Annotated in this window: 19 protein-coding genes and 6 tRNA genes; 16 read left to right on the plus strand and 9 right to left on the minus strand. The window is 39.2% G+C overall.

Annotated elements, in window-relative coordinates; genetic code table 11:
- Positions 1-68 precede the first annotated feature (68 nt).
- Together MV676_RS07825 and MV676_RS07830 are read right to left on the minus strand one after the other, a co-directional pair.
- Positions 69-146: transfer RNA gene (locus MV676_RS07825), tRNA-Glu, on the minus strand.
- A 60-nt stretch (positions 147-206) separates the two neighbouring features.
- Positions 207-1,925 (minus strand): proline--tRNA ligase, encoded by a 1,719-nt coding sequence (locus MV676_RS07830; protein WP_297446518.1) that lies wholly within the window; start codon positions 1,923-1,925, stop codon positions 207-209.
- A gap of 77 nt (positions 1,926-2,002) precedes the next feature.
- Between MV676_RS07830 and MV676_RS07835 the strand changes: the two genes are divergently transcribed.
- The 7 genes from MV676_RS07835 (at position 2,003) to dxs (ending at position 9,665) form a co-directional block, all read left to right on the plus strand.
- The gene (locus MV676_RS07835; RefSeq protein WP_297446520.1) at positions 2,003-3,058 is read left to right on the plus strand and encodes a glycosyltransferase family 4 protein; all 1,056 of its coding nucleotides are present in this window, start codon (positions 2,003-2,005) and stop codon (positions 3,056-3,058) included.
- Positions 3,055-4,410 (plus strand): chromosomal replication initiator protein DnaA, encoded by a 1,356-nt coding sequence (gene dnaA / locus MV676_RS07840; protein WP_297446522.1) that lies wholly within the window; start codon positions 3,055-3,057, stop codon positions 4,408-4,410. The genes MV676_RS07835 and dnaA overlap by 4 nt, the downstream gene beginning before the upstream one ends.
- A gap of 262 nt (positions 4,411-4,672) precedes the next feature.
- Positions 4,673-5,770 carry a DNA polymerase III subunit beta gene (dnaN, locus tag MV676_RS07845; protein WP_297446524.1) on the plus strand — a complete coding sequence of 366 codons (1,098 nt, stop codon included), beginning with the start codon at positions 4,673-4,675 and terminating at the stop codon, positions 5,768-5,770.
- A 2-nt stretch (positions 5,771-5,772) separates the two neighbouring features.
- Positions 5,773-6,291 carry a CDP-diacylglycerol--glycerol-3-phosphate 3-phosphatidyltransferase gene (gene pgsA / locus MV676_RS07850; RefSeq protein WP_027720084.1) on the plus strand — a complete coding sequence of 173 codons (519 nt, stop codon included), beginning with the start codon at positions 5,773-5,775 and terminating at the stop codon, positions 6,289-6,291.
- The gene (gene plsY / locus MV676_RS07855; RefSeq protein ID WP_297446527.1) at positions 6,284-6,880 is read left to right on the plus strand and encodes a glycerol-3-phosphate 1-O-acyltransferase PlsY; all 597 of its coding nucleotides are present in this window, start codon (positions 6,284-6,286) and stop codon (positions 6,878-6,880) included. The genes pgsA and plsY overlap by 8 nt, the downstream gene beginning before the upstream one ends.
- Positions 6,870-7,754 carry a polyprenyl synthetase family protein gene (locus MV676_RS07860; protein WP_297446529.1) on the plus strand — a complete coding sequence of 295 codons (885 nt, stop codon included), beginning with the start codon at positions 6,870-6,872 and terminating at the stop codon, positions 7,752-7,754. The genes plsY and MV676_RS07860 overlap by 11 nt, the downstream gene beginning before the upstream one ends.
- Before the next feature lie 45 nt (positions 7,755-7,799).
- The gene (gene dxs, locus MV676_RS07865) at positions 7,800-9,665 is read left to right on the plus strand and encodes a 1-deoxy-D-xylulose-5-phosphate synthase (protein ID WP_297446532.1); all 1,866 of its coding nucleotides are present in this window, start codon (positions 7,800-7,802) and stop codon (positions 9,663-9,665) included.
- Here dxs and rapZ read toward each other — a convergent pair.
- The 6 genes from rapZ to MV676_RS07895 all read right to left on the minus strand — a co-directional run bounded on the left by rapZ (position 9,655) and on the right by MV676_RS07895 (position 16,156).
- Entirely contained in the window at positions 9,655-10,545 is an 891-nt protein-coding gene (gene rapZ, locus MV676_RS07870) for an RNase adapter RapZ (protein WP_297446535.1), read from the minus strand. The genes dxs and rapZ overlap by 11 nt on opposite strands.
- A complete protein-coding gene (locus MV676_RS07875) occupies positions 10,542-11,321 on the minus strand; it encodes an ATP/GTP-binding protein (RefSeq protein ID WP_297446537.1) in 780 nt (259 codons plus the stop codon). Before MV676_RS07875 ends, rapZ begins: the two co-directional genes overlap by 4 nt.
- Positions 11,322-11,323: 2 nt before the next feature.
- Positions 11,324-12,214: an NAD(+)/NADH kinase gene (locus MV676_RS07880; protein ID WP_022847493.1), complete on the minus strand. Its 891-nt coding sequence runs from the start codon at positions 12,212-12,214 to the stop codon at positions 11,324-11,326.
- Positions 12,189-12,866: an ATP-binding protein gene (locus tag MV676_RS07885; RefSeq protein ID WP_297446541.1), complete on the minus strand. Its 678-nt coding sequence runs from the start codon at positions 12,864-12,866 to the stop codon at positions 12,189-12,191. Before MV676_RS07885 ends, MV676_RS07880 begins: the two co-directional genes overlap by 26 nt.
- 60 nt (positions 12,867-12,926) lie before the next feature.
- Entirely contained in the window at positions 12,927-15,284 is a 2,358-nt protein-coding gene (gene priA, locus MV676_RS07890; protein WP_297446544.1) for a primosomal protein N', read from the minus strand.
- Between the two features lie 113 nt (positions 15,285-15,397).
- Entirely contained in the window at positions 15,398-16,156 is a 759-nt protein-coding gene (locus MV676_RS07895; protein WP_297446547.1) for a glycosyltransferase family 2 protein, read from the minus strand.
- Between the two features lie 36 nt (positions 16,157-16,192).
- Here MV676_RS07895 and ispE point away from each other — a divergent pair, with 36 nt between their 5' ends.
- The 6 genes from ispE to MV676_RS07925 all read left to right on the plus strand — a co-directional run bounded on the left by ispE (position 16,193) and on the right by MV676_RS07925 (position 17,484).
- Positions 16,193-17,038: a 4-(cytidine 5'-diphospho)-2-C-methyl-D-erythritol kinase gene (ispE, locus tag MV676_RS07900; RefSeq protein WP_297446550.1), complete on the plus strand. Its 846-nt coding sequence runs from the start codon at positions 16,193-16,195 to the stop codon at positions 17,036-17,038.
- Positions 17,039-17,040: 2 nt separating this feature from the next.
- Positions 17,041-17,115: transfer RNA gene (locus MV676_RS07905), tRNA-Gln, on the plus strand.
- A gap of 21 nt (positions 17,116-17,136) precedes the next feature.
- Positions 17,137-17,212, plus strand: a tRNA-His gene (locus MV676_RS07910).
- 6 nt (positions 17,213-17,218) lie between these two features.
- Positions 17,219-17,304: transfer RNA gene (locus MV676_RS07915), tRNA-Leu, on the plus strand.
- Positions 17,305-17,329: 25 nt separating this feature from the next.
- Positions 17,330-17,405: transfer RNA gene (locus MV676_RS07920), tRNA-Gly, on the plus strand.
- A 4-nt stretch (positions 17,406-17,409) separates the two neighbouring features.
- Positions 17,410-17,484 (plus strand) — tRNA-Cys (locus MV676_RS07925).
- Between the two features lie 5 nt (positions 17,485-17,489).
- Here the strand turns inward: MV676_RS07925 and MV676_RS07930 are convergent.
- Entirely contained in the window at positions 17,490-19,634 is a 2,145-nt protein-coding gene (locus MV676_RS07930; protein ID WP_297446552.1) for a bifunctional (p)ppGpp synthetase/guanosine-3',5'-bis(diphosphate) 3'-pyrophosphohydrolase, read from the minus strand.
- Between the two features lie 72 nt (positions 19,635-19,706).
- Here MV676_RS07930 and murI point away from each other — a divergent pair, with 72 nt between their 5' ends.
- The 3 genes from murI to MV676_RS07945 all read left to right on the plus strand — a co-directional run.
- The gene (murI, locus tag MV676_RS07935) at positions 19,707-20,495 is read left to right on the plus strand and encodes a glutamate racemase (RefSeq protein WP_022847499.1); all 789 of its coding nucleotides are present in this window, start codon (positions 19,707-19,709) and stop codon (positions 20,493-20,495) included.
- Positions 20,485-21,192 carry a ribonuclease PH gene (gene rph / locus MV676_RS07940; RefSeq protein WP_297446554.1) on the plus strand — a complete coding sequence of 236 codons (708 nt, stop codon included), beginning with the start codon at positions 20,485-20,487 and terminating at the stop codon, positions 21,190-21,192. Before murI ends, rph begins: the two co-directional genes overlap by 11 nt.
- Before the next feature lie 2 nt (positions 21,193-21,194).
- Positions 21,195-21,377: non-canonical purine NTP pyrophosphatase (locus MV676_RS07945; protein WP_297446556.1), on the plus strand; the 183-nt coding region annotated here is incomplete at its 3' end.

Raw genomic sequence — 21,377 nt, forward strand, 5'->3', positions numbered from 1 at the left:
GGGGGAAAAGGGGGGTATGATGAAGACTAAACTTCCGCTCCCCTTTAAATCAAGCTTAAAAATTAAATTGGCGTCCCCAGGGGGATTCGAACCCCCGTCGCCGGCGTGAAAGGCCGGTGTCCTAGGCCGGGCTAGACGATGGGGACAACGCATGAGGAAATATAAGAAAAGAGTGGGAGGGTGTCAACCCCCAGAAAAGAATTTTTTTACAAATTTTTTACTTCAACTTCTAACAAATTTAAAACTTCCTGAACCGCTTGTTCTACAGGTACTTCTCTCTTTTCACCGGTTCTTCTAATTTTTATCTCAACAACACCCTCAGACACCTTTCTACCGACAATAATCTGATAAGGAATACCTATTAAATCAGCATCTTTAAACTTAAATCCAGCCCTCTCATCCCTATCGTCCATGAGAACATCAATGCCTTTTGAAACAAGTTCTTTATAAATTCTTTCTGCAATTTCCATCTGCTGACTGTTTTTAACATTAACGGGAATTACCTCTACCTCAAAAGGTGCTATTGCGACAGGCCACATAATTCCCCATTCATCATAGTTCTGTTCAACAGCTGCAGCCATAACCCTCGTAACACCTATGCCGTAACATCCCATAACCATGGGTTTCTCTTTACCGTTCTCATCTACAAAGACACAATTCATAGCTTCACTATACTTTGTGCCTAATTTAAATATGTGTCCCACCTCAATACCTCTCTTTTCAATAAGAGGCGCGCCGCAACGGGGACACCTATCGCCACCTTTAACCTCCGAAATGTCATTGAACTTTTCAACAGGAAAATCCCTTCCCCAGTTAACATTCTTCAGGTGATAATCTTTTCTGCCACTTCCAGTATAGAAGTTAACCATCTCAGCAATAGAAACATCAACAATTAGAGGAATCTTTATATTCATAGGTGAAAGAAATCCTGGCTCCTGCCCTGTTAATTCCTTAACTTCCTCATCAGTGGCAAACCGGAAATCTTTGACTTTAAGAAGCCTTGAAAGTTTAAGTTCGTTAATCTCTCTATCACCTCTTAAGAGAACCGCATATGGCTTACCTTCAGCAATAATAACAAGTAACTTGGCAAGAGAAGATTCTTTAACACGTAGAAACTTTGCAACATCCTCAATCGATTTAACATCAGGCGTGTAAACTTCCTTAACAGAATTAAAGAGAGATTCTCTATCTTCTGGAATAACCGCTTTGTACTGTTCCGCCTTCTCCGTGCTTGCAGCGTAACCACACTTTTCACAATAAACAAGTTTTCCTTCTCCCGTATCTGCAATAACCATAAATTCGTGGGAAAACTTCCCCCCTATCTCGCCCGTGTCAGCCTCAACTGCTCTAAAGTTAAGTCCCATTCTTTTAAATATTCTTGAATAGGTCTCATACATATTCCAGTATTCTCTCTCAGCATCTTCATTGCTAACGTGAAAAGAGTATGCATCCTTCATGATAAATTCCCTGCATCTCATAAGACCAAAGCGGGGACGAATCTCATCTCTAAACTTTTTACCTATCTGATATAGGTTAAGCGGAAGCTGCTTATAAGACCTTACCTCTTTCCTTACAAGGTCTGTTATCATCTCTTCAGCTGTTGGTCCAAGGGCATAATCCCTCTCATGCCTATCTTTAAACTTAATCATCTCTTTTCCATAAACATTCCATCTACCGCTCTCTATCCACAGCTCAGAAGGATGCATTACTGGAAGAGAAACCTCCTGAGCACCGGCACTATTCATCTCCTCTCTTATTATCTTTTCAATCTTCAAAAGAGTTCTAACTCCAAGAGGAAGAATATCGTAAAGGCCAGCAGCCTTTTTTCTTATAAATCCAGCTCTAATAAGAAGCTTATGACTTGGTATTTCTGCATCTGCAGGTGACTCTTTTAAAGTCGGTGCAAAGAGCCTTGAAAAACGCATGGTAACCTCCGGAAATTTAATGGAAAGGGATCTGAGATGATATTATACCTGTTACCAAAAATGAGATGGGAACTAAAATGAAAATTATCCACGTTGATACAGAAAAAGGCTGGAGAGGTGGAGAACAGCAGCTTTTCTACCTACTAAAAGGCCTAAACAAAAAGAATGTTAATCAAGCCGTTGCATGTGTAAAAGGTGAAGAACTGTGGAAAAGATGTAAAAAATCGGGAATAAAAACGGTAGATTTAACCGGCAACCAGATAAAAGATATATTTATCCTTGGAACAGAAGGAAAATGGGCAGATATAATACATGCACACAACGCAAAGGGACACAACATATCAGTAGCTTCGAAACCAATTCATAGAAAAAAAGTCATATACACAAGACGGGTAGATTACCCTGTTAAAAATAATTTTTTAACAAAATTTAAATACCGTAACACTGATAAAATCATATCTATAACAAAAACTGTACAAAAAATATTGGAAGAATCTGGAATAAAATCAGAAGTAATCTATAGTAGTGTAGAAAGGGATATTAATAATAAAATAGATATAAAGAAAGTAACACAAATAAAGAAATCTTTCGAAAATAATATACTTATAGGAAATGTTGGTGCTTTAACTGAACAAAAAAACCAGTTTTTATTTATAGACATGGCTAATCTAATTTCAAAACAAATTAAAAACTCATTTTTCCCGATTATAGGAAGTGGAAAATTACTAAATCAGCTCAAAAAGTATGCTAAAGATAGAGAAATATCAGACAGAATAAAATTTTTAGGATTTAAAGAAGATATTTTGAACTATATAAAAGCACTTGATGTATTTGTCCTGACATCAAACAACGAAGGCCTTGGAAGTACTATTCTTCAAGCTATGATGTTAGAAGTTCCTGTTGTTGCGACAGACGCGGGAGGCGTAAGAGAGGTCGTAATTAACGGGAAAACGGGACTTTTGGTTCCCAAAAACAATCCTGAGGCACTTTCTACCGCTGTTATAAGGATTTTAAGGGATGAAAAATTGAGAAAAAGCCTTATAATTAACGCCCGCAAATTCGTTAACAAAAACTTCACAGTTGATAAAATGGTAAATGCATATTTCCAGCTCTACGGGGAGGTAATAGAGTGAAGGCTATATGGGACAAGTGTTTAAATGACCTAAAAAAGTCCATCAAAAGCCATGAATACAAAGCCTGGATAAAGGATCTTGAATTTGTATCTATAACCGGCAACAAACTGGTAATCAAGGCAAAAGACCACATAACAAAAGAGCTTATAGAAAAGAGATACCTCCCCGCCATAAAAGATGTAGTTGCCAAAAATTTTAGCAAGCCCCTTAACATATCAATAGTTTTAAAGGGTAATACCGCAAGAGTCCTTGAATTAGATTTAAGGGCAAAAAAGAAAAAGGCAGAAAACAAGATAGAGTCCAACTTGAATCCCAAATACACATTCGAAAACTTTATAGTCGGTGCAAGCAACCAGTTTGCCCATGCTGCTGCGATAGCAGTAGCCGAAAATCCCGGAAAAGCCTACAACCCGCTCTTTATATATGGAGGTGTGGGGCTGGGAAAAACTCATCTTATGCAGGCAATAGGAAACTTCATAAAAACGATGTATCCATCAAAAACGGTTGTTTACGTTACTACGGAAAGCTTTATGAACGACCTCATAGATTCGCTGAGAAACGACAGAATGACAGAATTCAGAGAAAAGTACAGAACCGTTGATGTTCTTCTCATTGACGACATCCAGTTCATAAGCGGTAAAGACAGGACTCAGATTGAGTTTTTCCATACATTCAACGCGCTTCACGGCTCAGGAAAACAAGTTGTTCTGACAAGCGATAGACCACCAAGAGAAATCCCGATGCTTACAGAAAGACTTAGAAGCCGTTTCGAGTGGGGATTGATCGCTGATATACAGCCACCAGACTTTGAAACGAGAATAGCAATTCTGAGGCGTAAAGCGGAAGATGAGGGAATCGAAGTTTCAGATTCAGTCCTCAAGCTCATAGCAAGCAGAATAAAATCAAACATCAGACAGCTGGAAGGGGCACTACTGAAACTTAAAGCTAAAGCTCAACTCGAAGGAAAGCCTCTTGACGAAGAATTGGTGAAAAGTGCACTAAGAATAGAACCCGGAATAGCTCAACCAACATCAAACGAGTCTGAACACCTACCTGTTGATGAGATTAAAAAAGTCGTATCTCAGGTTATGGGCGTAACCATTGAAGAACTTGACGGAAGCTCAAGAAAAAAACACATAGCATTAGCAAGGCAAGTTGCCATGTACCTGTGTAAGAAATTTGGGAACTATTCATTTCCAAAGATTGCATCAGCTTTTAACAGAAGTGACCACACAACTGCCATGCACGCGTTTAACAGGATAAAAGAGCTAAGAGAAAAAGACACAGAAATTAATCAAATTATTACAGAGATCGAGAGCACGCTAACGCGCTTGATAGATACATCGGTGTAAGTTATCCACAGTTACTGTGGATAAGTCTTGTGGATAACTGTTGTGGACAACTCTAAACTTGTGGATAAACTAAAAAGCGTTCCACTTATCCACAGAAATTTATTCAAACTGTGGATAAGTTAAAACTTATCCACATAGTTATCCACATAGTTATCCACACACTGTTGCAGGAATTTTATACAATATAAAGGGCTAAACAGTTTTTGCATAAATTATGTGCACTATATGACTATGATGAATCCAAAAGGGAGGAAACTTCAAAATGAAAATTAAAATAAATAAGGAAGTATTAAAAGAGGCTGTGAAAAAAGTTGCGCCGGCAGCCGACAGAAAGGGCAACATTCCGATTCTTTCGAACATACTTCTTGCTGCCAGTGACAACACACTTTCTCTTTACGCAACGGATCTTGATATAGGTATAGCGACAATTGTTAACTGTGAAGTAATAGAAGAAGGTAATACTACGGTAAATGCTCAGAAACTGATGAAGCTTGTTTCAAGCCTTTCCGTTGAAGAGGTAGAGTGTGAAGTGGAAGGAAACATGTTTACAGTAAGAACAATGGGATCAAGATTTTCACTTGCCACCCTGCCGCCTGATGAGTTTCCGCAGATAAAAATAAAAGGTGAAAACGAAGTTTCATTGCCTTCGGAAGAAATTGATAAGGCTATCAGAAAGGTCGCATATGCGGCGAGCAGAGATGAGGTAAGGTACAACCTTATGGGAGTCTATCTAAATTCCAACGGTGAGAGAATAGATGCGGTTGCTACTGATGGTCATAGGTTGGCCCTCTATGTTATGGATGCTTCTGTTGCAGAATTTGGTGTTATCATTCCAAAGAGAACACTTGGGGAATTGAAGAGACTTTTAAAGGGAAGTGGTGAAGTTAAGATTTCAACCGAAGGTAATCAGATATTTTTTGAGATAGATGACACTTACCTTTTCAGCTCTGTTATTGAAGGAGAGTATCCGGACTACATGGCTGTTATTCCAGAAGATAATCCGCTTAAAGCTGTGGTTAATAAGGATGAATTTTTAACGGCACTCAAAGAGGTTTCAGTCATATACGAGAGGGATGATACTCAACCTGTTATTATGATCTTTAATCCGGACAGAGTAAAACTTGTTGCAAGGCGTTTTGATTCTATAGATGCCAGTGAGGAAGCTGAGGTTGAAGTTCCCTGTGAGTACAACGGTGAGGAGTTCGAAATAGCTTTCAACGTTAAACATATGGTAGAGGCTGTTGGAAGTTTCGATAGTGATACTATCACCATTTCAATGGATGGTCCTATGACTCAGATTTTACTTGAAAGCAGTGAAGAGCCTCAGATAAAATGTGTAATAATGCCTATGAAGATTTAAAGATGAGTAGCATTCCTAATACGCTTACCTTTTTGAGAATACTCTTTATTCCGTTTATAGTTTTCTTTATTGTTGACGGAATGTATATGGTCTCTTTTGTTCTTTTTATAATTTCCTCCCTTACAGATTTTTTAGATGGCTATCTTGCAAGGCGCATGGCAAGCGTTACGAACTTTGGAAAGCTTTTAGATCCTGTTGCGGATAAAATTCTTACATCGTCTGTTTTGATTGCTTTGACCTACAAGCATCTGTGTGATCCATTTTCCGTTACAGCGATAGTTGCAAGGGAAGAAGCAGTTACGGGATTAAGGGCAATTGCGGCTTCAAAGGGAAAGGTTCTTCCTGCTGGAAGTTTTGGGAAGTTGAAAACCGTGTTTATAATGGTTTCTATTCTGCTTCTCCTTTCTGGTTTTAAGCGTTACGGAGAAATTCTTTTAATGGTTTCAGCTTTTGTTGCTATTTACTCTGGCGCAATCTACTTCTATAACTTTTTTAGATTAAGTGGAGAAGAAAATGGATAGTGCTACGTTAAAGGTTTTGATAGTTGTTCTTTCGTTTCTTTCAGGTTCCATCTCTTTTGGCTACATAATAGGGAAACTGAAAGGTGTTGACGTTAGAAAGTACGGAAGTGGAAATATTGGTGCTACAAATGTTTCAAGAGTTTTAGGAAAAAAAGTTGGCCTTTTAGTTCTGATACTTGATGCACTGAAAGGTGCTATTCCCGTTCTGGTTGTAAAATCTGTCGGACTGCCGCTTCACTATCAGCTTATGGCAGCTCTTTTTGCCGTTTTAGGTCATTGCTTTTCACCGTTTTTAAGGTTTAGAGGAGGAAAAGGAGTCGCAACAGGTATAGGTGCATTTCTGGTTATTTCACCGATAAATGCTCTTCTTGCGGTGTGCGTTTTTATTTTCATTTTTACCATTACAAGGTATGTTTCACTTAGTTCAATAACGGCAGTTGCAACGTACATTGTGGCTTTTAAATTTCTTGTTTCTCCCTGTCCTGACCATTTCTTTTTTGTAGCCGTTGCAGGTTTTGTAATAATAGCTAAACACTACGCTAATATCGTGAGACTCATTAAAGGCGAGGAAAAGAAGTATGGATCTTAAGATGTATCTTAAAGAGAGAAAAGCTTTCATAGATGAAATTTTGACAGATTATCTTCCTGAGGAGCTGCCGTTTGGTAAGAGACTTTACGAGGCGGTAAAGTATTCTCTTACTGTTGGTGGAAAGAGGTTAAGACCAATACTTTGTATGGCCGGTTGTGAGATTGTCGGAGGAGATATAGAAAAGGCTGTTCCTGTTGCTGTGGCGCTTGAGATGATTCACACCTATTCTCTCGTCCATGATGACCTTCCTGCCATGGATAACGATACGTTAAGGCGGGGACATCCAACAACATGGAAAAAGTTTGATGAAGCTACGGCAATTTTAGCAGGAGATGCCCTTTTGAACAGGGCTTTTGAGGTTTTAGCCGATTGTTCTCTTAATTCGGAATTAAAGTTAAAGGTTATCTCTGAAATTGGAAAGGCTGCCGGCATGCTTGGTATGGTGTTGGGACAGCAGTGTGATATGGAAGCAGAAGGGAGAAAGGATGTATCACTTGAAGAGCTTGAATTTATTCACAGACACAAGACAGGTGCCTTGATAACCGCTTCTGTTGTTTCAGGTGGTATTGTCGGTGGTGGCAGTGAAGATGAGATAGAGGTTTTGAGAAACTATGGGCAGCTTATTGGTTATGCCTTTCAGATAATAGACGATGTTCTTGATGTTATTGGTGACCAGTCAAAGATAGGAAAGAATGTAGGTTCTGATGTTGAAAAGGGAAAGGTTACGTTTGTTACCTTCTACGGCGTGGAAGGAGCAAGGAAAAAGGCCGAAGAGGCTGTAAATAAAGCAGTTAGCCTGCTTGGGATTTTTGATGAGGAAAAGAGAGAACCTCTTGAACGGATAGCCCGTTTCGTAGTGGAGCGGGAGTATTGATTTCTTATAATAGTTATGGGTACTGTTTAGAGGGGAGGTAGTTTATTGATTTTGGATAGAGTAAACGGTCCTGAAGATTTAAAAAAACTTTCCATAAATGAGTTAAAACAGCTTTCAGAAGAACTGAGAAAGTACATAATAGATGTTGTAACCAAAACAGGAGGACATCTTGCATCTTCTTTGGGTGTTGTTGAACTTACAATAGCACTTTTAAAGGTTTTTTCGCCGCCTGAAGATGAGATAGTATGGGATGTCGGACATCAAGCCTACTCTTACAAGATTCTTACAGACAGAAAAGATAGATTTCCAACGCTCAGACAGTATAAAGGTATTTCAGGCTTCCCGTCAATAAAAGAGAGTCCCTATGATGCCTTTGGTGCGGGTCATAGCAGCATTTCCATATCAGCAGCTCTTGGAATAAAGGTTGCAAAGAGGCTTAAAGGCGAAAAGGGAAAGGTTATTGCCGTAATTGGTGACGGTGCCTTAACGGCAGGTGAGGCTTATGAAGGTCTAAACAACGCCGGTCAGCTGAAGGAGGATTTAATTGTTATCCTTAACGACAACAGGATGTCTATATCGCCAAACATCGGCGCCATGGCAAACTACCTTATTAGAGTCACTACCGATGAGTGGCTCAGAAAGACGAAGGGACATTTTGAAAAGGTTGTTAAAAAGATTTTTGGTGAACGTATATACAAGCGAATGAAGCGTTTTGAAGACTTAATAGTTAAAGGATTGTTTCCTCCAGGTATGCTTTTTGAAGAGCTTGGTTTTAGATACATAGGTCCTGTTGATGGTCACAATTTGGAGACGCTTATTCCCGTTCTTGAAAATGTTTCGAAGATGAAAGGACCTACGCTCGTTCACGTTTTAACTAAAAAAGGCAAAGGATATGAACCGGCAGAGGAAAGACCGGACAAGTTTCACGGTGTTCCAAAGAAAAAGATATCCGTTTCTGTTGAAAAGCCCATTCCAAAGTGGACTTCAGTCTTTTCGGATGCCCTTATAGAGCTTGCTAGTGAAGATGAGAGAATTGTTGCAATAACGGCTGCCATGCCTTCGGGAACGGGACTTGATAAGTTTCAGGAAAGGTTTCCAGACAGGTACTTTGATGTAGGTATTGCCGAACAGCACGCCGTTACATTTGGAGCAGGACTTGCAAAGAAGGGGCTAAGACCTGTGGTTGCCATATATTCAACGTTCCTTCAGAGGGCTTACGACCAGATTATCCACGATATTGCACTTCAGGAACTTCCCGTTATTTTTGCAATTGATAGAGGCGGTATTGTGGGCGAAGATGGTGCAACGCATCACGGTGTTTTTGACCTTTCCTACCTTCGAATAGTGCCAAACGTTATTGTTTCTGCACCAAAAGATGAAAATGAGCTGAGAAATCTCTTATACACCGCTGTTAAGTCAAAACTTCCATTTGCCATAAGGTATCCTCGAGGAGCTGCAACGGGTGTCGATATAGAAAGCGGTTTTAAAGATATTCCGATAGGAAGCTGGGAAATTTTAAAGGAAGGAAAGGACCTTGCTGTTATTGCTGCGGGATGGGAGGTAAATCAGGCCCTTGAAGCGGCAAAAGAACTTGAGAAGAAAGGTTTAAGCGTTACGGTTGTCAATGCAAGATTTATAAAGCCGATTGATGAGGTTCTTTTAACCGATATAGCAAAGAAGCACAGTCTTATCATAACAGTTGAAGAGAACACAGTTAAGGGTGGTCTTGGCGGTGCTGTTGATGAGTTTTTAAGTAGCTGGTATGATGGGAAAGTTTATAACATTGGGGTTCCTGACATGTTTATAGAACATGGTGACCAGATGCTGTTGAGGGAAAAGTTGGGATTAACAGGAAAAGAGATAGCAGAAAGGATAATGAAGATTTTAAGGGGAAGGGAGGTTACTGCTTAACTTTTTTTCTTTCTTTTTGTTCCCTGTGCTCCACAAATACATCAAAGTCGGGAAACTCTTTTGCGGCTGCTTCCGCAAGAATTTCGGCAATTGCCACTGAACGGTGCTGTCCGCCAGTGCATCCAACGGCAAAAGTTAGATAACTTTTTCCTTCTTTGTAGTAGTGTGGAATTGTGAAGGAGATAAGATCCTTCAGTTTTTCTATGAAAGATAGTGTTTCAGGAAATTTAAGAATAAACTCTTTTACCTCTCTATCCATTCCCGTTTTTGCCCTAAGTTCAGGGACAAAATGGGGATTTGGAAGAAATCTTACGTCAAAAACGTTGTCTGCTTCCTGTGGTATGCCGTACTTAAAGCCAAAGGATAGAAACGTTATCTTGAACGTTCCCTTTCCACCGGCTATGAGGTCTTTTATAAACTGTTTGAGTTCGTGAGGCGTCATATGGGATGTATCTATAATTTTTGTCGCTTCTTCTTCTACAGGTTTCAGGTATTCAATTTCTTCTTCTATAAGTTTTTGAAGACTTTTTTCAGATTCATATCTTTGAAGTGGATGTGGCCTTCTTGTTTCGCTGAACCGTTTTATAAGTGTTTTTTCGTCAGCTTTAAAGAACCAGACTTCAACTTCAGGAAACTCTTTTTTTAATCTTCTGAGCATGCCACCTGCAAGTTCTCTGAATTTTGGATTTCTTATATCAAGAACGAGAGCGGCTCTGTGAATTTCAGGATTTTCGCTTATAAGGTGGAAAAGGTTTGGAATGAGGTCTGGTGGAATATTGTCTATACAATAGAACTCAAGATCTTCAAGGTATTTAGCGGCGGTAGATTTTCCGCCTCCTGAGAGTCCGGTTATTATGATTATCTTTTTCGCTTCTTTCATCTTTTAACCTTTAAAATTTTAACACTATTAGCATAAAATTGAGGTACGGTTAGTATACCATTTTTGTATCCTATGTCCGCTGGTGTGATTAAGCCTTTAAAAACAGGTACGGCTTTGTTGTTTTCTAATTCATAAATAATGCCGTTTCTGAAGTCTGAAAAGAGAACGTTTCCTTTATCTGTTACGACTATTCCGTCAAGGTTTCCGTTGACCTTACAGAGAGTTTCTATCTTGCCGTTTTTTATTGCCAATACCTTTCCTGTATTCCATGTTACACACAGTAGCGTGTTTCCTTTAAATATCAGTCCATTTGGTCCTTCAAGAAGTGGAGATTTGATGAAAACTTCCGGTTCAAAGGTTGATAGAGGAATTTTGTATATGGTGTTTGTCTGTGTGTCAGAAATAAACAGTTCTTTACCATTTGTTGTTATGTCATTTAAAAATTGAGAACCTTTGATCGGAATTATTTTTTCTACTTTTCCGCTGTGAGGGTCTATTTCTAAAACTCTGTCTATGTCTGTTACAAACAGTTTTCCTTTTGCAAATGTTATTCCTTTTGGAGCGTTTAATTCCCTTGTAAGAATTTTATTGAAATTTCCGTTAAGATCTAAAACTGCTATGAATCCATCTCCATCTTTTGCAGATGGAGGAAGGTTGCCTATGTTTGAAACGTATATTTTTCCATGATAAATCTGGGCACTCTCCGGCGTTTTTAACGTTGCTGCGGAAGATGAACAGGTAAAGATCAAAAAGAACAATATAAACACCTTTTTCATTTCTACCCCCAGTGGAGCTTTTCTCTTAAGGTTTGATAGTACGATTTGTCGGGATCTCTCAGTATGAGAAGGTCGTAGGGTGATTTTGCTATGTCCAATCTATCCCCTTTTCTCAGTTCTATTCCTTCCTGACCATCAAAAATCACCATTACCGTTTCACTTGTCGTTTTTAGCTGCGCAGTTAATACAATGTTTCCGTCTATTACGAGTGGTCTCATGGTGAGCGTGTGGGGGCATATAGGTGTTATAAGCATGGCGCTTAACGTAGGAAATATTATGGGTCCGCCGGCTGATAGTGAATAGGCTGTAGAACCTGTTGGCGTTGCAACTATAAGGCCGTCACCTCTGAAAGTACTGACAAACTTTCCATTTGCTTTTAGTTCAACCTCTATTATTCGTGCTAATGTATCTCTCTTTATTACCACTTCATTAACGCATCTGTAGATGGCTATGTGGCCGTTTCTTCTTGTTAATTTCACTCTTATTACAGGTCTGTTTTCGACTATAAACTTTCCGTTTAAAAGTTTTTCTATGCTTTTTTCTATTTCGTCCATAGTTAATTCTGTTAAAAATCCTAAAGTTCCAAAGTTTACGCCTAAGATGGGAACGGGTTTTTTGTCTATAAGCCTTGCGACGTTTAAAAAGGTTCCATCACCTCCAAGAACTATCATTACTTCAATTTTGTCTGGGAGGCACACTCTATCAACGACTTTTACTTTTTTTACCATCTCTTGTGGTAACAACGATGCCGTTTCCTCTTCTGTCCAGACAACCGCTCCCTTTTCCAAAAGGAGCGATATTATCTTTTTGACGCCCTCTGCTGCATCTCTTTTAGTTGGGTTTGAAATAATGCCAATGTTTCTATATTTAGCTTTCCTCTTTTCTGTAGTCATTTCCTTCCACCCTTACTAATTTACACATTTCATAGATTCTTGATTCTGTTCTTTTGTCAAAACGGGAAGAGAAGCTGTCATCAAGCGGTGAGTTGAAACTGAGGTTGGTCGTTATTATTGTAGGTAGATTTTTTGTGTATCTGTAGTTTATGATTGTAGATAGGATATCCTTTGCCCAGTCTGTTGTTCTTTCTGCACCAACATCATCAAGTATGAGGAGAGGAGCTTCCATTACTCTGTGGAGCAGTTCCTGAGACGATTCTTTTGTGTCAAATGTTGTTTTAATGTCTATTAGAAGGTTTCTGAAATCGACGAACTTTCCTCTTAATCCCTTGTAGATTAAGATGTTTTTAAGAAGAGCAACTGCAAGGTGTGTTTTCCCAACACCGGGTGGTCCGTAAAGTACGAGTCCTTTATCAACAAATGGATAGAGTTTAAAGAATTCTTTACAGAGCCTTAAAGCTCTCTTCTGGTATATCGTTTCAGGTTTAAAGTTGGAAAATTTACACTTCTTATATCTGCTTGGAATGCCTGAATTCCTGGAAAACTCTTTTTTTAATATGTGAAACTGGCACCTGCACCTTACCGCTTCCCTTCTGCCGTTGCTTTTTATAATAATCCATCCTGTTCCGGAACACTCTTTACAGGCCATTTTTTCTCCAGTGGTACTGTTTATACTGATAAAGTAATTGCTGTTTGTAAAAACTTCAAGTCAGAGAAGATAAACAGGGTCAACATCAATTCTATACCTTACGCCCCTGAAAAGTATGGGCATTTCTCTCTTAAGTATCTCTATACCTTTTAAAAGGTTTTCCTCAGTTGCTGCCCTCATAAAGGTTATAAATCTGTATCTTCCAGACACTTTTGGTATGGGAGCCGGGTTGAGTGGTGGCACATTAAAGTAAGGTTTTATCTTTTCTTTCAGAATATTGAATTTCTCTTCAATTTTGCCAAACTTAGAGGTCTTTTCTATCTGGAATTCTAAAAGCACAGGGTATGAAAAAGGTGGATAATTAAAAATTTTTCTTGCCTCTATTTCTTCTTTGTAGAACAGATCAAACTTGTACTCTGCTGCATATTTGACTGCGGGATTTTCAGGGTCAAAGGCTTGAATAATAGCAGCGCCAGGTTTAAATCTTCCTGCTCTACCTGTTGTATGTACGATTGTTTGAAATGTTCTTTCTGCCGAACGAAAGTCCGGAAGAAGGTATCCCGTGTCTGCCATTAGAACAGCAACAAGGGTAAGTTTTGGAAAATTGTGTCCCTTACTTGCTATTTGTGTCCCTACAATTATGTCGTAGTTTCCGTTTTTTATATCTGCTATCAGTTTGGCGCCTTTTGTTGGGTTTTTTACAGTGTCCTGGTCAAGCCTTACGATTCTGAAATCGGGAAAGAGAACTTTAACTTCTTCTTCAACCCTTTCTGTTCCGTAGCCTTTAAATTCAAGTTTTGTTCCGCATTCGGGGCACCTGAAGAGAGGTTTATACTTTTTACCGCATATATGACATATAAGCCTGTTCATGTTTTTGTGATAGACGAGAGGAACAGCGCAGTCGTCACACTCTGCCACAAAACCGCACTTTGGGCAAAACCCTGATGAGAAGAAACCTCTCCTGTTGATGAAGAGGAGTACCTGTTCACCTTTTTTCACCGTGTTTTTTATGGCTGAAATTAGTGATTCAGAAAATATGCCAATCCTTTTTTCCTCTTTCAGATTCACCACCTTTATGTATGGAAGCGGTATATTTGATACTCTTTTTTTAAGTTCTAAGGCTCTATATTTTTCAATAGATGCTCTGTAGTAGCTTTCAACTGATGGTGTTGCCGATACAAGTATTACAGGACACTTTTCTATACTTCCCCTTTTAACGGCCATTTCCCTTGCATGGTAGAGAGGCTTCTGCTGCTCTTTGTAGGATGTGTCTTGTTCTTCATCTACGATTATTAATCCTAAGTCTTTTATGGGAAGCATAAGAGACATTCTTGTGCCTATGAAAACCTTGCTCTTTCCTTTGACAGCTTTTAACCACTGAGAGACTAACTCTTTTTTACTGAGTTTACTATGAAAAACAACAATATTTTCGCCAAAGTAACTTTCCACCCTTGCTCTTAATTCAGGTGTTAGTAAAAGTTCTGGAACCAGTATGAGAACGCTTTTTCCCTTCTTGACTGTTTCAAGTGCAGCGTGGAGATAAACTTCCATCTTTCCAGAGCCGGTTACTCCATAAAGGAGGAATGTTTCATTTTTTCCATTCAGTATTGCGTTAAGTGCTCTTTTCTGATCGGCTGTCAGAATTATTTTTCTATTGTCTGTAAGTACCTTTTTTTTAATGTCTATCAGGTGTTCTCTCTCTTCAATTTCTATAATGCCTTTATTGGTGAGTCTCTTTATCGTGTTGTAGGAGATCCCTCTTTTATTTAAGTCTTTTATTGGTATTTCTTTTATCTTTTTTAAGATTTCAATGGCTTCTAACTCTTTTTTTCCTTTTACCGGTTTGATTTCTTTTAGAACTGCAACTTTTTGAGTTGGGAGAAGGGTGTACGTTATATCCTCTTCCTTTCCTATGATTCCCTTTCTTATAAGATTTTTGACGGTGGAATAGGTTGATTTCCCCTTAATAGCTCTTACAAGTGTGATGAGTTTTACTCTTCCTTTCTTACTTTTAAGGTATTTTATTATCTGCTGTTCGGTTTTTCCCTTAACATGTTCGTTTCTTTTAAGATAGACGTAACTTGTTTCTTCAATGATGAATCCTGAAGGGAGAAAGAAAAATAGAACTTCGCCAATAGCCGAAGCGTACCTTCTGGCAATTTCCTCTGCAAGTTTTATGTTTTTTTCTGTAAATAGGACAAAATCGTCCGGTATATCAAATATTTCCTTTATGTAGGTTTCTTCTATCTCGCTACTCGTTTCTTTTAGAGAAACGATTATTCCTGTTTTTAAGAAGTCACTTTTACCAAAGGGAACTATTACGCGCTTACCTACTTCCGGTTTTGAAGATACCGTTTCAGGCACTTTATATATAAACGTTTTATCAAGAGGTATGTTTAAAGCCACTTCGGCAAACAATTACTTTTTCCTCTCTCTAATAGCTCTTATTGTGGTTCCTACCGCCATAAGTATAAGAATAAAAGTTGCAAATACTGTAAGTGCGACAACTGTCCATTTAAATATAAATGGTATCATCTCTTTTCACTCCTCTTCTCAATTTCCCACAGTTTTAGATATTTTAAAAAAGTATAATAAGAACTCATAACCGATACAACGAATCCTTCAAATCCGTCCAGGAATCCTCTCTTTATGAAGTATCTTCTGATGAATGCTCCAATGGACGAGGTTATAAGTTTTGTTTTTGAAAATCTTTTGCCTCTTTTGTGAGCACCTTTAGCGTAAAGTGTTGTGTATAGGTTGAGCTTTTTAAGGTGCGTTTCTATATCTGGATATGAGTAGTGGAGGAGGTTTCCCTTAAGATAACCCGTTTTTCCGTTAACTTTTAACGTTTCATGAACCTCATCACCTTCCCATCTGCAAGAGTCTCTCCTTGCAAGTCTCAGCTGCCAGTCAGGGTACCATGCGTGTTTTATCCATTTTCCAAGGTAATTTGTGAGTCTGTTTATATAAAAACCTTTGTACTCTGAATTTTGTTTCTTTACAAGTTCAATCTCTCTTTTTAGTTTTTCGTCAACAACTTCATCATCGTCAAGAAAGAGGACCCAATCCTTTGTACAGAGTGATAGAGCATAGTTTTTCTGGTTTATGAAGTTATCGAATTTTCTGAAAACAACTTTAGCACCGTAGCTTTTTGCTATCTCAACTGTTTTGTCCGTCGAACCTGAATCTACCACGATTATTTCATCAGCCAGGTCTTCTACGCTTCTTAAGACATCGCTCAGGTATTTTTCACCGTTTTTGACAATCATTGATACAGACAGTGTTGTCATAATTTAAATCCTTTGAAGTGTTATAATACTTCTGCTATGAAGATAATATTACCATCTCCGGCAAAGATAAATTTATCCCTTTGGGTTAACGGGAAAAGGGATGACGGTTATCATGATATTCTGACTGTTTTTCATACCATTAACGTTTTTGATTACATTTCCATTCAGCAGTCAGGACAACTTGAATTGAATGTTGCAGGGTCGACTGTTGTTCCGGCAGGAAATGACAATTTGATAATCAAGGCTTGTGAAGTATTTTCAAAGCATACAGGTATAAAACCGAAGGTTAGTATAACCCTTGAAAAACACATACCCATTGGGGCTGGACTTGGAGGTGGAAGCTCCAATGCTGCTCTTGTTTTAAAGGGTTTAAATATGCTATATAACTATCCTGTTGATGAAGATAAATTGATGGGCATGGCTGCAGAGATAGGTTCTGATGTTGCCTTTTTTCTTAAGGGAGGACTTGCGGTAGGTTACGGTAGAGGGGAAAAGCTTATATTCTACGGCAAACAGAAATTTAATATTCTTCTTGTTTATCCAAATATCTTCTGTTCAACGGCGGAAGTTTATAAACATCTTCCACCAATAAAGAGAGAAATGGGAATAGAGGATGCTGAGAGGTTGATACTTATTCCTCTTATGAAAGGTGATTTTAACACTCTAAGAGAGAATATGTGGAATGACCTTGAGTCTTCTGCTGCACCCTGTATAAAAGAGGTTATGGAAGCTAAAAAGTTAGTTGAAGATGTTGTAGGTTCAAAGGTTTTAATGAGTGGAAGTGGTTCAAGCCTTTTTGCTATCATAGATAAAAATAGAAAAATAGACATTACCCCCTTGCAAAGAAAGGGCTGGTGGGTTAAATTTTGTTCTGCAATTTGAGTTGGGGCGTAGCCAAGCGGTAAGGCAGCGGACTTTGGATCCGCCATTCGCAGGTTCGAATCCTGCCGCCCCAGCCATTTTTTTATTCCCGCATAGTGGTGGGAGTAGCTCAGCTGGTGGAGCGCCGGGTTGTGGCCCCGGCGGTCGCGGGTTCAAGTCCCGTCTCCCACCCCACTTAATGCGGGAGTGGCGGAACTGGCAGACGCGCTGGACTTAGGATCCAGTGTCCTTGTGGCGTGAGGGTTCGACTCCCTCCTCCCGCACCATAGATTTAGTATAATAACCCTTAGCGCGGGCGTAGCTCAGTTGGTAGAGCACAACCTTGCCAAGGTTGGGGTCGCGGGTTCAAGTCCCGTCGCCCGCTCCATATTGGCGGCGTAGCCAAGTGGCAAGGCAGGGGACTGCAAATCCCTTATTCGGCGGTTCAAATCCGCCCGCCGCCTCCACAAAATTATCTAATTTGTACCTTTTCTCTTTTTATTCTTTTGACGTTTATTACGCCTTTTGTTGATTTTATCGCATTTATAACTTTTTGAAGCTGAGAAACATCTTTTACCTGTAGTGTAAAATCAAGGATTGCTTTTCCCCCAATTGTTCGTGTGTAGGCACTTGCAATGTTTGTTTTTGTATCCGCTATCTTTGCCGATACGGCAGCTAACATCCCGGGTCTGTCTTCTACAAAGACTCTTATCTTTGCAGGGTAGAGCTTATCAGACGGTTTAAACTCTATTGAGAGGACTCTTCCTGGAGCGCTTTCAAGTACCTGCTGAGCCACAACACAGTTTTTTGTGTGAACTACTATTCCTTTGCCCTTTGAAACAATGCCAACAACGTCATCGCCAGGAAGTGGATGGCAGCACTTTGCCAGTGTAACCAGCATGTTTTCTATACCGTCAATAATAATGTCGGCACCTTCATTTTTCTTCTCTTTCTTTTTCTTCTTTTCCTGTTCTTCCTGGATTCCCAAAAGTCTTCTTACTAACTTTTCACCGTCAAGTTTTCCAAATCCTACATCAATTAGAGCAAATTCAAGTGATGAGTAACCGAGAGATTTTAACTGTTCTGAAAAGTCGTTTTCATATAAAAAGCTTATGCCTTTTCCGGCACTTCTCCTGATTATCTTTTCGACAATACTTTCACCCAATTTTTTTGCTTTTTCGTTTTCCTGTTTTTTTATGAACGATTTTATGGCAGTTCTTGCCTTTGAAGTTTTTACAAAAGCAAGCCAGTCTCTTTTTGGATTTTCAATATTTCCGGTTATTATTTCTACTTTATCTCCGCTTCTGAGTATGTGATTTAAAGGAACAAGTTTACCGTTCACCTTTGCACCTATACATCTGTGTCCAACACTTGTGTGTATTGCGTAGGCAAAGTCAACCGGCGTTGCGCCTTTTGGAAGTGTTTTGAGGTCACCTTTAGGTGTAAATACATAAATATCCTCTTCGTATAGGTCACTTTTGACGTTTTCCATAAATTCTTTTGTATCCTTTTCCTCTTTTACCCATTCTAAGAGATTTCTTAGCCAGAGGAATCTTTCCCTTTCAGATTCAGAGAGTTTACCGCCACCTTCTTTGTACTTCCAGTGGGCAGCGATTCCCATCTCTGCTATCTGGTGCATTTCGTGTGTTCTTATTTGAAACTCTATAAACTGTCCCCGGGGTCCTACTACTGTTGTGTGAAGTGATTGGTACATATTTGGCTTTGGAACCGCTATGTAATCTTTAATTCTGCCCGGTACAGGCATCCATAGGCTGTGAATAAGTCCCGCTATAACGTAACAGTTTGGTACGGTGTCTGTTATTATTCTTATTCCTGCGACATCATAAACTTCTTCAAAGGGGATACCTTTTTTTACCATTTTGTTATAGATACCGTATATGTGTTTAAATCGCCACTGTATTTCACCTTCTATCCCGTTCTCTTCAAGTTTTTTCCTGACGGTTTCTATAATTTCTGAAAGGTATGTGCTTATTACTCTCTTTTTTTCTTTTACCTTTTCCTGAAGCTCTCTGTATATTTCTGGCTCAAGGTATTTTAGAGACAGGTCTTCAAGTTCATTTTTGATTCTGTAGAGGCCGAGTCGGTTGGCAAGTGGTGCGTATATTGTTAACGTTTCTCTTGCAGTTCTTCTCTGTCCGTTTGGACTTCTGCTGTCAAGTGTTCTCATATTGTGAAGGCGGTCTGCTAATTTCACTATAAGGACCCTTATGTCTTCAGAAAGAGAGATTAAAAGTTTTCTAAAACTTTCCGCGTTTCTCTCTTCTTTACTTGAAAACTTATACTGTTCAAGTTTTGTAACACCGGCAACGATAAAAGCTACCTCTTTTCCAAACTCTCTTTCTATCTCTTCTATTGTTGTATCCGTGTCTTCTACAACATCGTGGAGTAGGCCGGCGGCTATCGTGTGAACATCCATTTTCATTTCGGCTAATATGTATGCTACTTCTGCTGGATGGGAAAAGTAAGGTTCACCAGATTTTCTGAACTGTCCTTCATGTTTTTCTTTTGAGTATTTGTAAGCTTTCTCTATGAGTTTACTGTCAAAACTATCCCTATAGGTTTTAACTTTTTCTATAATTTCTTTACAACTTCTCAATTTATCTCCCTGTTTTACAGTGGCTTAAATTTTAAAAGTAGTGCATTAAATCAGTTTTGTAAAGGGAAGCTTATGGAGAGAAGACCTATAGGTATTTTTGATTCTGGCGTTGGTGGCCTTACTGTTCTTAAGGCAATAAGAGACAGATATCCGGAAGAAGATTTTATCTATTTTGGTGATACAGCCCGAGTACCTTACGGGACTAAGTCTGAGAGAACCATAATAAGGTATAGTCTTGAGAATGCAAAACTTTTGAGAAAATTTAATGTGAAACTTATTGTTGTTGCCTGCAACACGTCTTCATCTTACGCCCTTGATATACTGAAAAGAGAGATGGATATTCCTGTTATAGGTGTTGTTAAACCTGGAGCTGCAGCTGCTGTTAAGGCAACAAGGACGGGAAACATCGGAGTTATAGGGACAGAGGCGACTATTAAGAGTGGTGCTTACAGAAGAGAGATACTTTCCATCAATCCTTTTCTAAAAATTTTTGAGAAACCCTGCCCGCTGTTTGTTCCTTTGATTGAAGAAGGCTGGCTTGATGATGAGATTACATACATGGTGGCAGAGAGGTACCTCTCGGAGTTAAGGAATAAAGATATTGATACGCTTGTTCTTGGCTGTACTCATTATCCTTTACTGAAAAATATTATTGGAAAAGTGTGTAATAATATAAAATTGGTAGATTCTGCTGAGGAAACGGCACTTGAAACTGGAAAACTTCTCAATAAAAGAGAAGGCGATGAAAAGGGAGAGGTTAGAATTCTTGTAAGTGACATGAGTCAACGTTTTAGGAAGATTGCTGAAATGATAATGGGAGAGTCTTTTTCCATAGAGGAGGTTTCTGTTGATGTTTGTTAGACCAGATGGAAGGGATTATGATGAACTTAGGCCTGTAAAAATAACGCTTGATTACGTTAGATATCCGGAGGGTTCGTGTCTGATAGAAGTTGGAGATACAAAGGTTATCTGTTCGGCCTCTGTAGAGGAGAAGGTTCCGCCTTTTTTAAAGGATTCTGGAAAGGGATGGATAACTGCTGAGTATTCTATGCTCCCGAGGGCGACAGCAACGAGGAATGTTAGAGAGGCGGCTAAAGGGAAACTTTCTGGAAGGACACAGGAGATTCAGCGCTTGATAGGAAGGGCTTTGAGAAGTGCTGTTAATCTTGAAAAGTTAGGTGAGAGGACTGTATGGATAGACTGTGATGTTATTCAGGCTGATGGCGGTACGAGAACAGCCTCAATTACAGGTGCTTTCGTTGCTCTCTATCTTGCTTTAAAGAAACTTGAACTGACAGATGCAATCTCTTCGTTTGTTGCAGCTACCAGCGTTGGGATTGTTGAGTCTATTCCCTGCCTTGACCTTAACTATCAGGAAGATTCTTCCGCAGAAGTTGATATGAATGTTGTTATAAATGAAAAGGGTGAGTTTATAGAGATTCAGGGAACGGGAGAGGAACGTCCCTTTAACAGGGAAGAACTTGATAAGCTTTTAGAGCTTGCCGAGAAGGGTATTAAGGGACTTATAGAGATTCAAAAGAGCGTTCTTGGGGTTTAGTGATGGAGATTGTAATTGCGAGTAAGAACAGGCATAAAATTGAGGAAATAAGTGAAAGGCTAAAAACTCTTGGAATAGAGTCGTTGTCACTTCTTGATTTTGAAGTTACTGAAGCACCTGAAACGGGTAGTACCTTTCTTGAAAATGTCTATCAAAAATCCTCTTTCTACGCTGAGAGGTTAAAT

It is taken from the genome of Desulfurobacterium sp., assembly GCF_027028515.1.
Taxonomy (GTDB): Bacteria; Aquificota; Aquificia; order Desulfurobacteriales; family Desulfurobacteriaceae; genus Desulfurobacterium_A.

Excerpts from the sequence above, each read along its gene's own strand:
- MV676_RS07830 (WP_297446518.1), bottom strand. The coding sequence starts at position 1,925 with ATGCGTTTTTCAAGGCTCTTTGCACCGACTTTAAAAGAGTCACCTGCA.
- MV676_RS07835 (WP_297446520.1), top strand. The coding sequence starts at position 2,003 with ATGAAAATTATCCACGTTGATACAGAAAAAGGCTGGAGAGGTGGAGAA.
- dnaN (WP_297446524.1), top strand. The coding sequence starts at position 4,673 with ATGAAAATTAAAATAAATAAGGAAGTATTAAAAGAGGCTGTGAAAAAA.
- pgsA (WP_027720084.1), top strand. The coding sequence starts at position 5,773 with ATGAGTAGCATTCCTAATACGCTTACCTTTTTGAGAATACTCTTTATT.
- plsY (WP_297446527.1), top strand. The coding sequence starts at position 6,284 with ATGGATAGTGCTACGTTAAAGGTTTTGATAGTTGTTCTTTCGTTTCTT.
- MV676_RS07860 (WP_297446529.1), top strand. The coding sequence starts at position 6,870 with ATGGATCTTAAGATGTATCTTAAAGAGAGAAAAGCTTTCATAGATGAA.
- rapZ (WP_297446535.1), bottom strand. The coding sequence starts at position 10,545 with ATGAAAGAAGCGAAAAAGATAATCATAATAACCGGACTCTCAGGAGGC.
- MV676_RS07875 (WP_297446537.1), bottom strand. The coding sequence starts at position 11,321 with ATGAAAAAGGTGTTTATATTGTTCTTTTTGATCTTTACCTGTTCATCT.
- MV676_RS07880 (WP_022847493.1), bottom strand. The coding sequence starts at position 12,214 with ATGACTACAGAAAAGAGGAAAGCTAAATATAGAAACATTGGCATTATT.
- MV676_RS07885 (WP_297446541.1), bottom strand. The coding sequence starts at position 12,866 with ATGGCCTGTAAAGAGTGTTCCGGAACAGGATGGATTATTATAAAAAGC.
- MV676_RS07895 (WP_297446547.1), bottom strand. The coding sequence starts at position 16,156 with ATGACAACACTGTCTGTATCAATGATTGTCAAAAACGGTGAAAAATAC.
- ispE (WP_297446550.1), top strand. The coding sequence starts at position 16,193 with ATGAAGATAATATTACCATCTCCGGCAAAGATAAATTTATCCCTTTGG.
- murI (WP_022847499.1), top strand. The coding sequence starts at position 19,707 with ATGGAGAGAAGACCTATAGGTATTTTTGATTCTGGCGTTGGTGGCCTT.
- rph (WP_297446554.1), top strand. The coding sequence starts at position 20,485 with ATGTTTGTTAGACCAGATGGAAGGGATTATGATGAACTTAGGCCTGTA.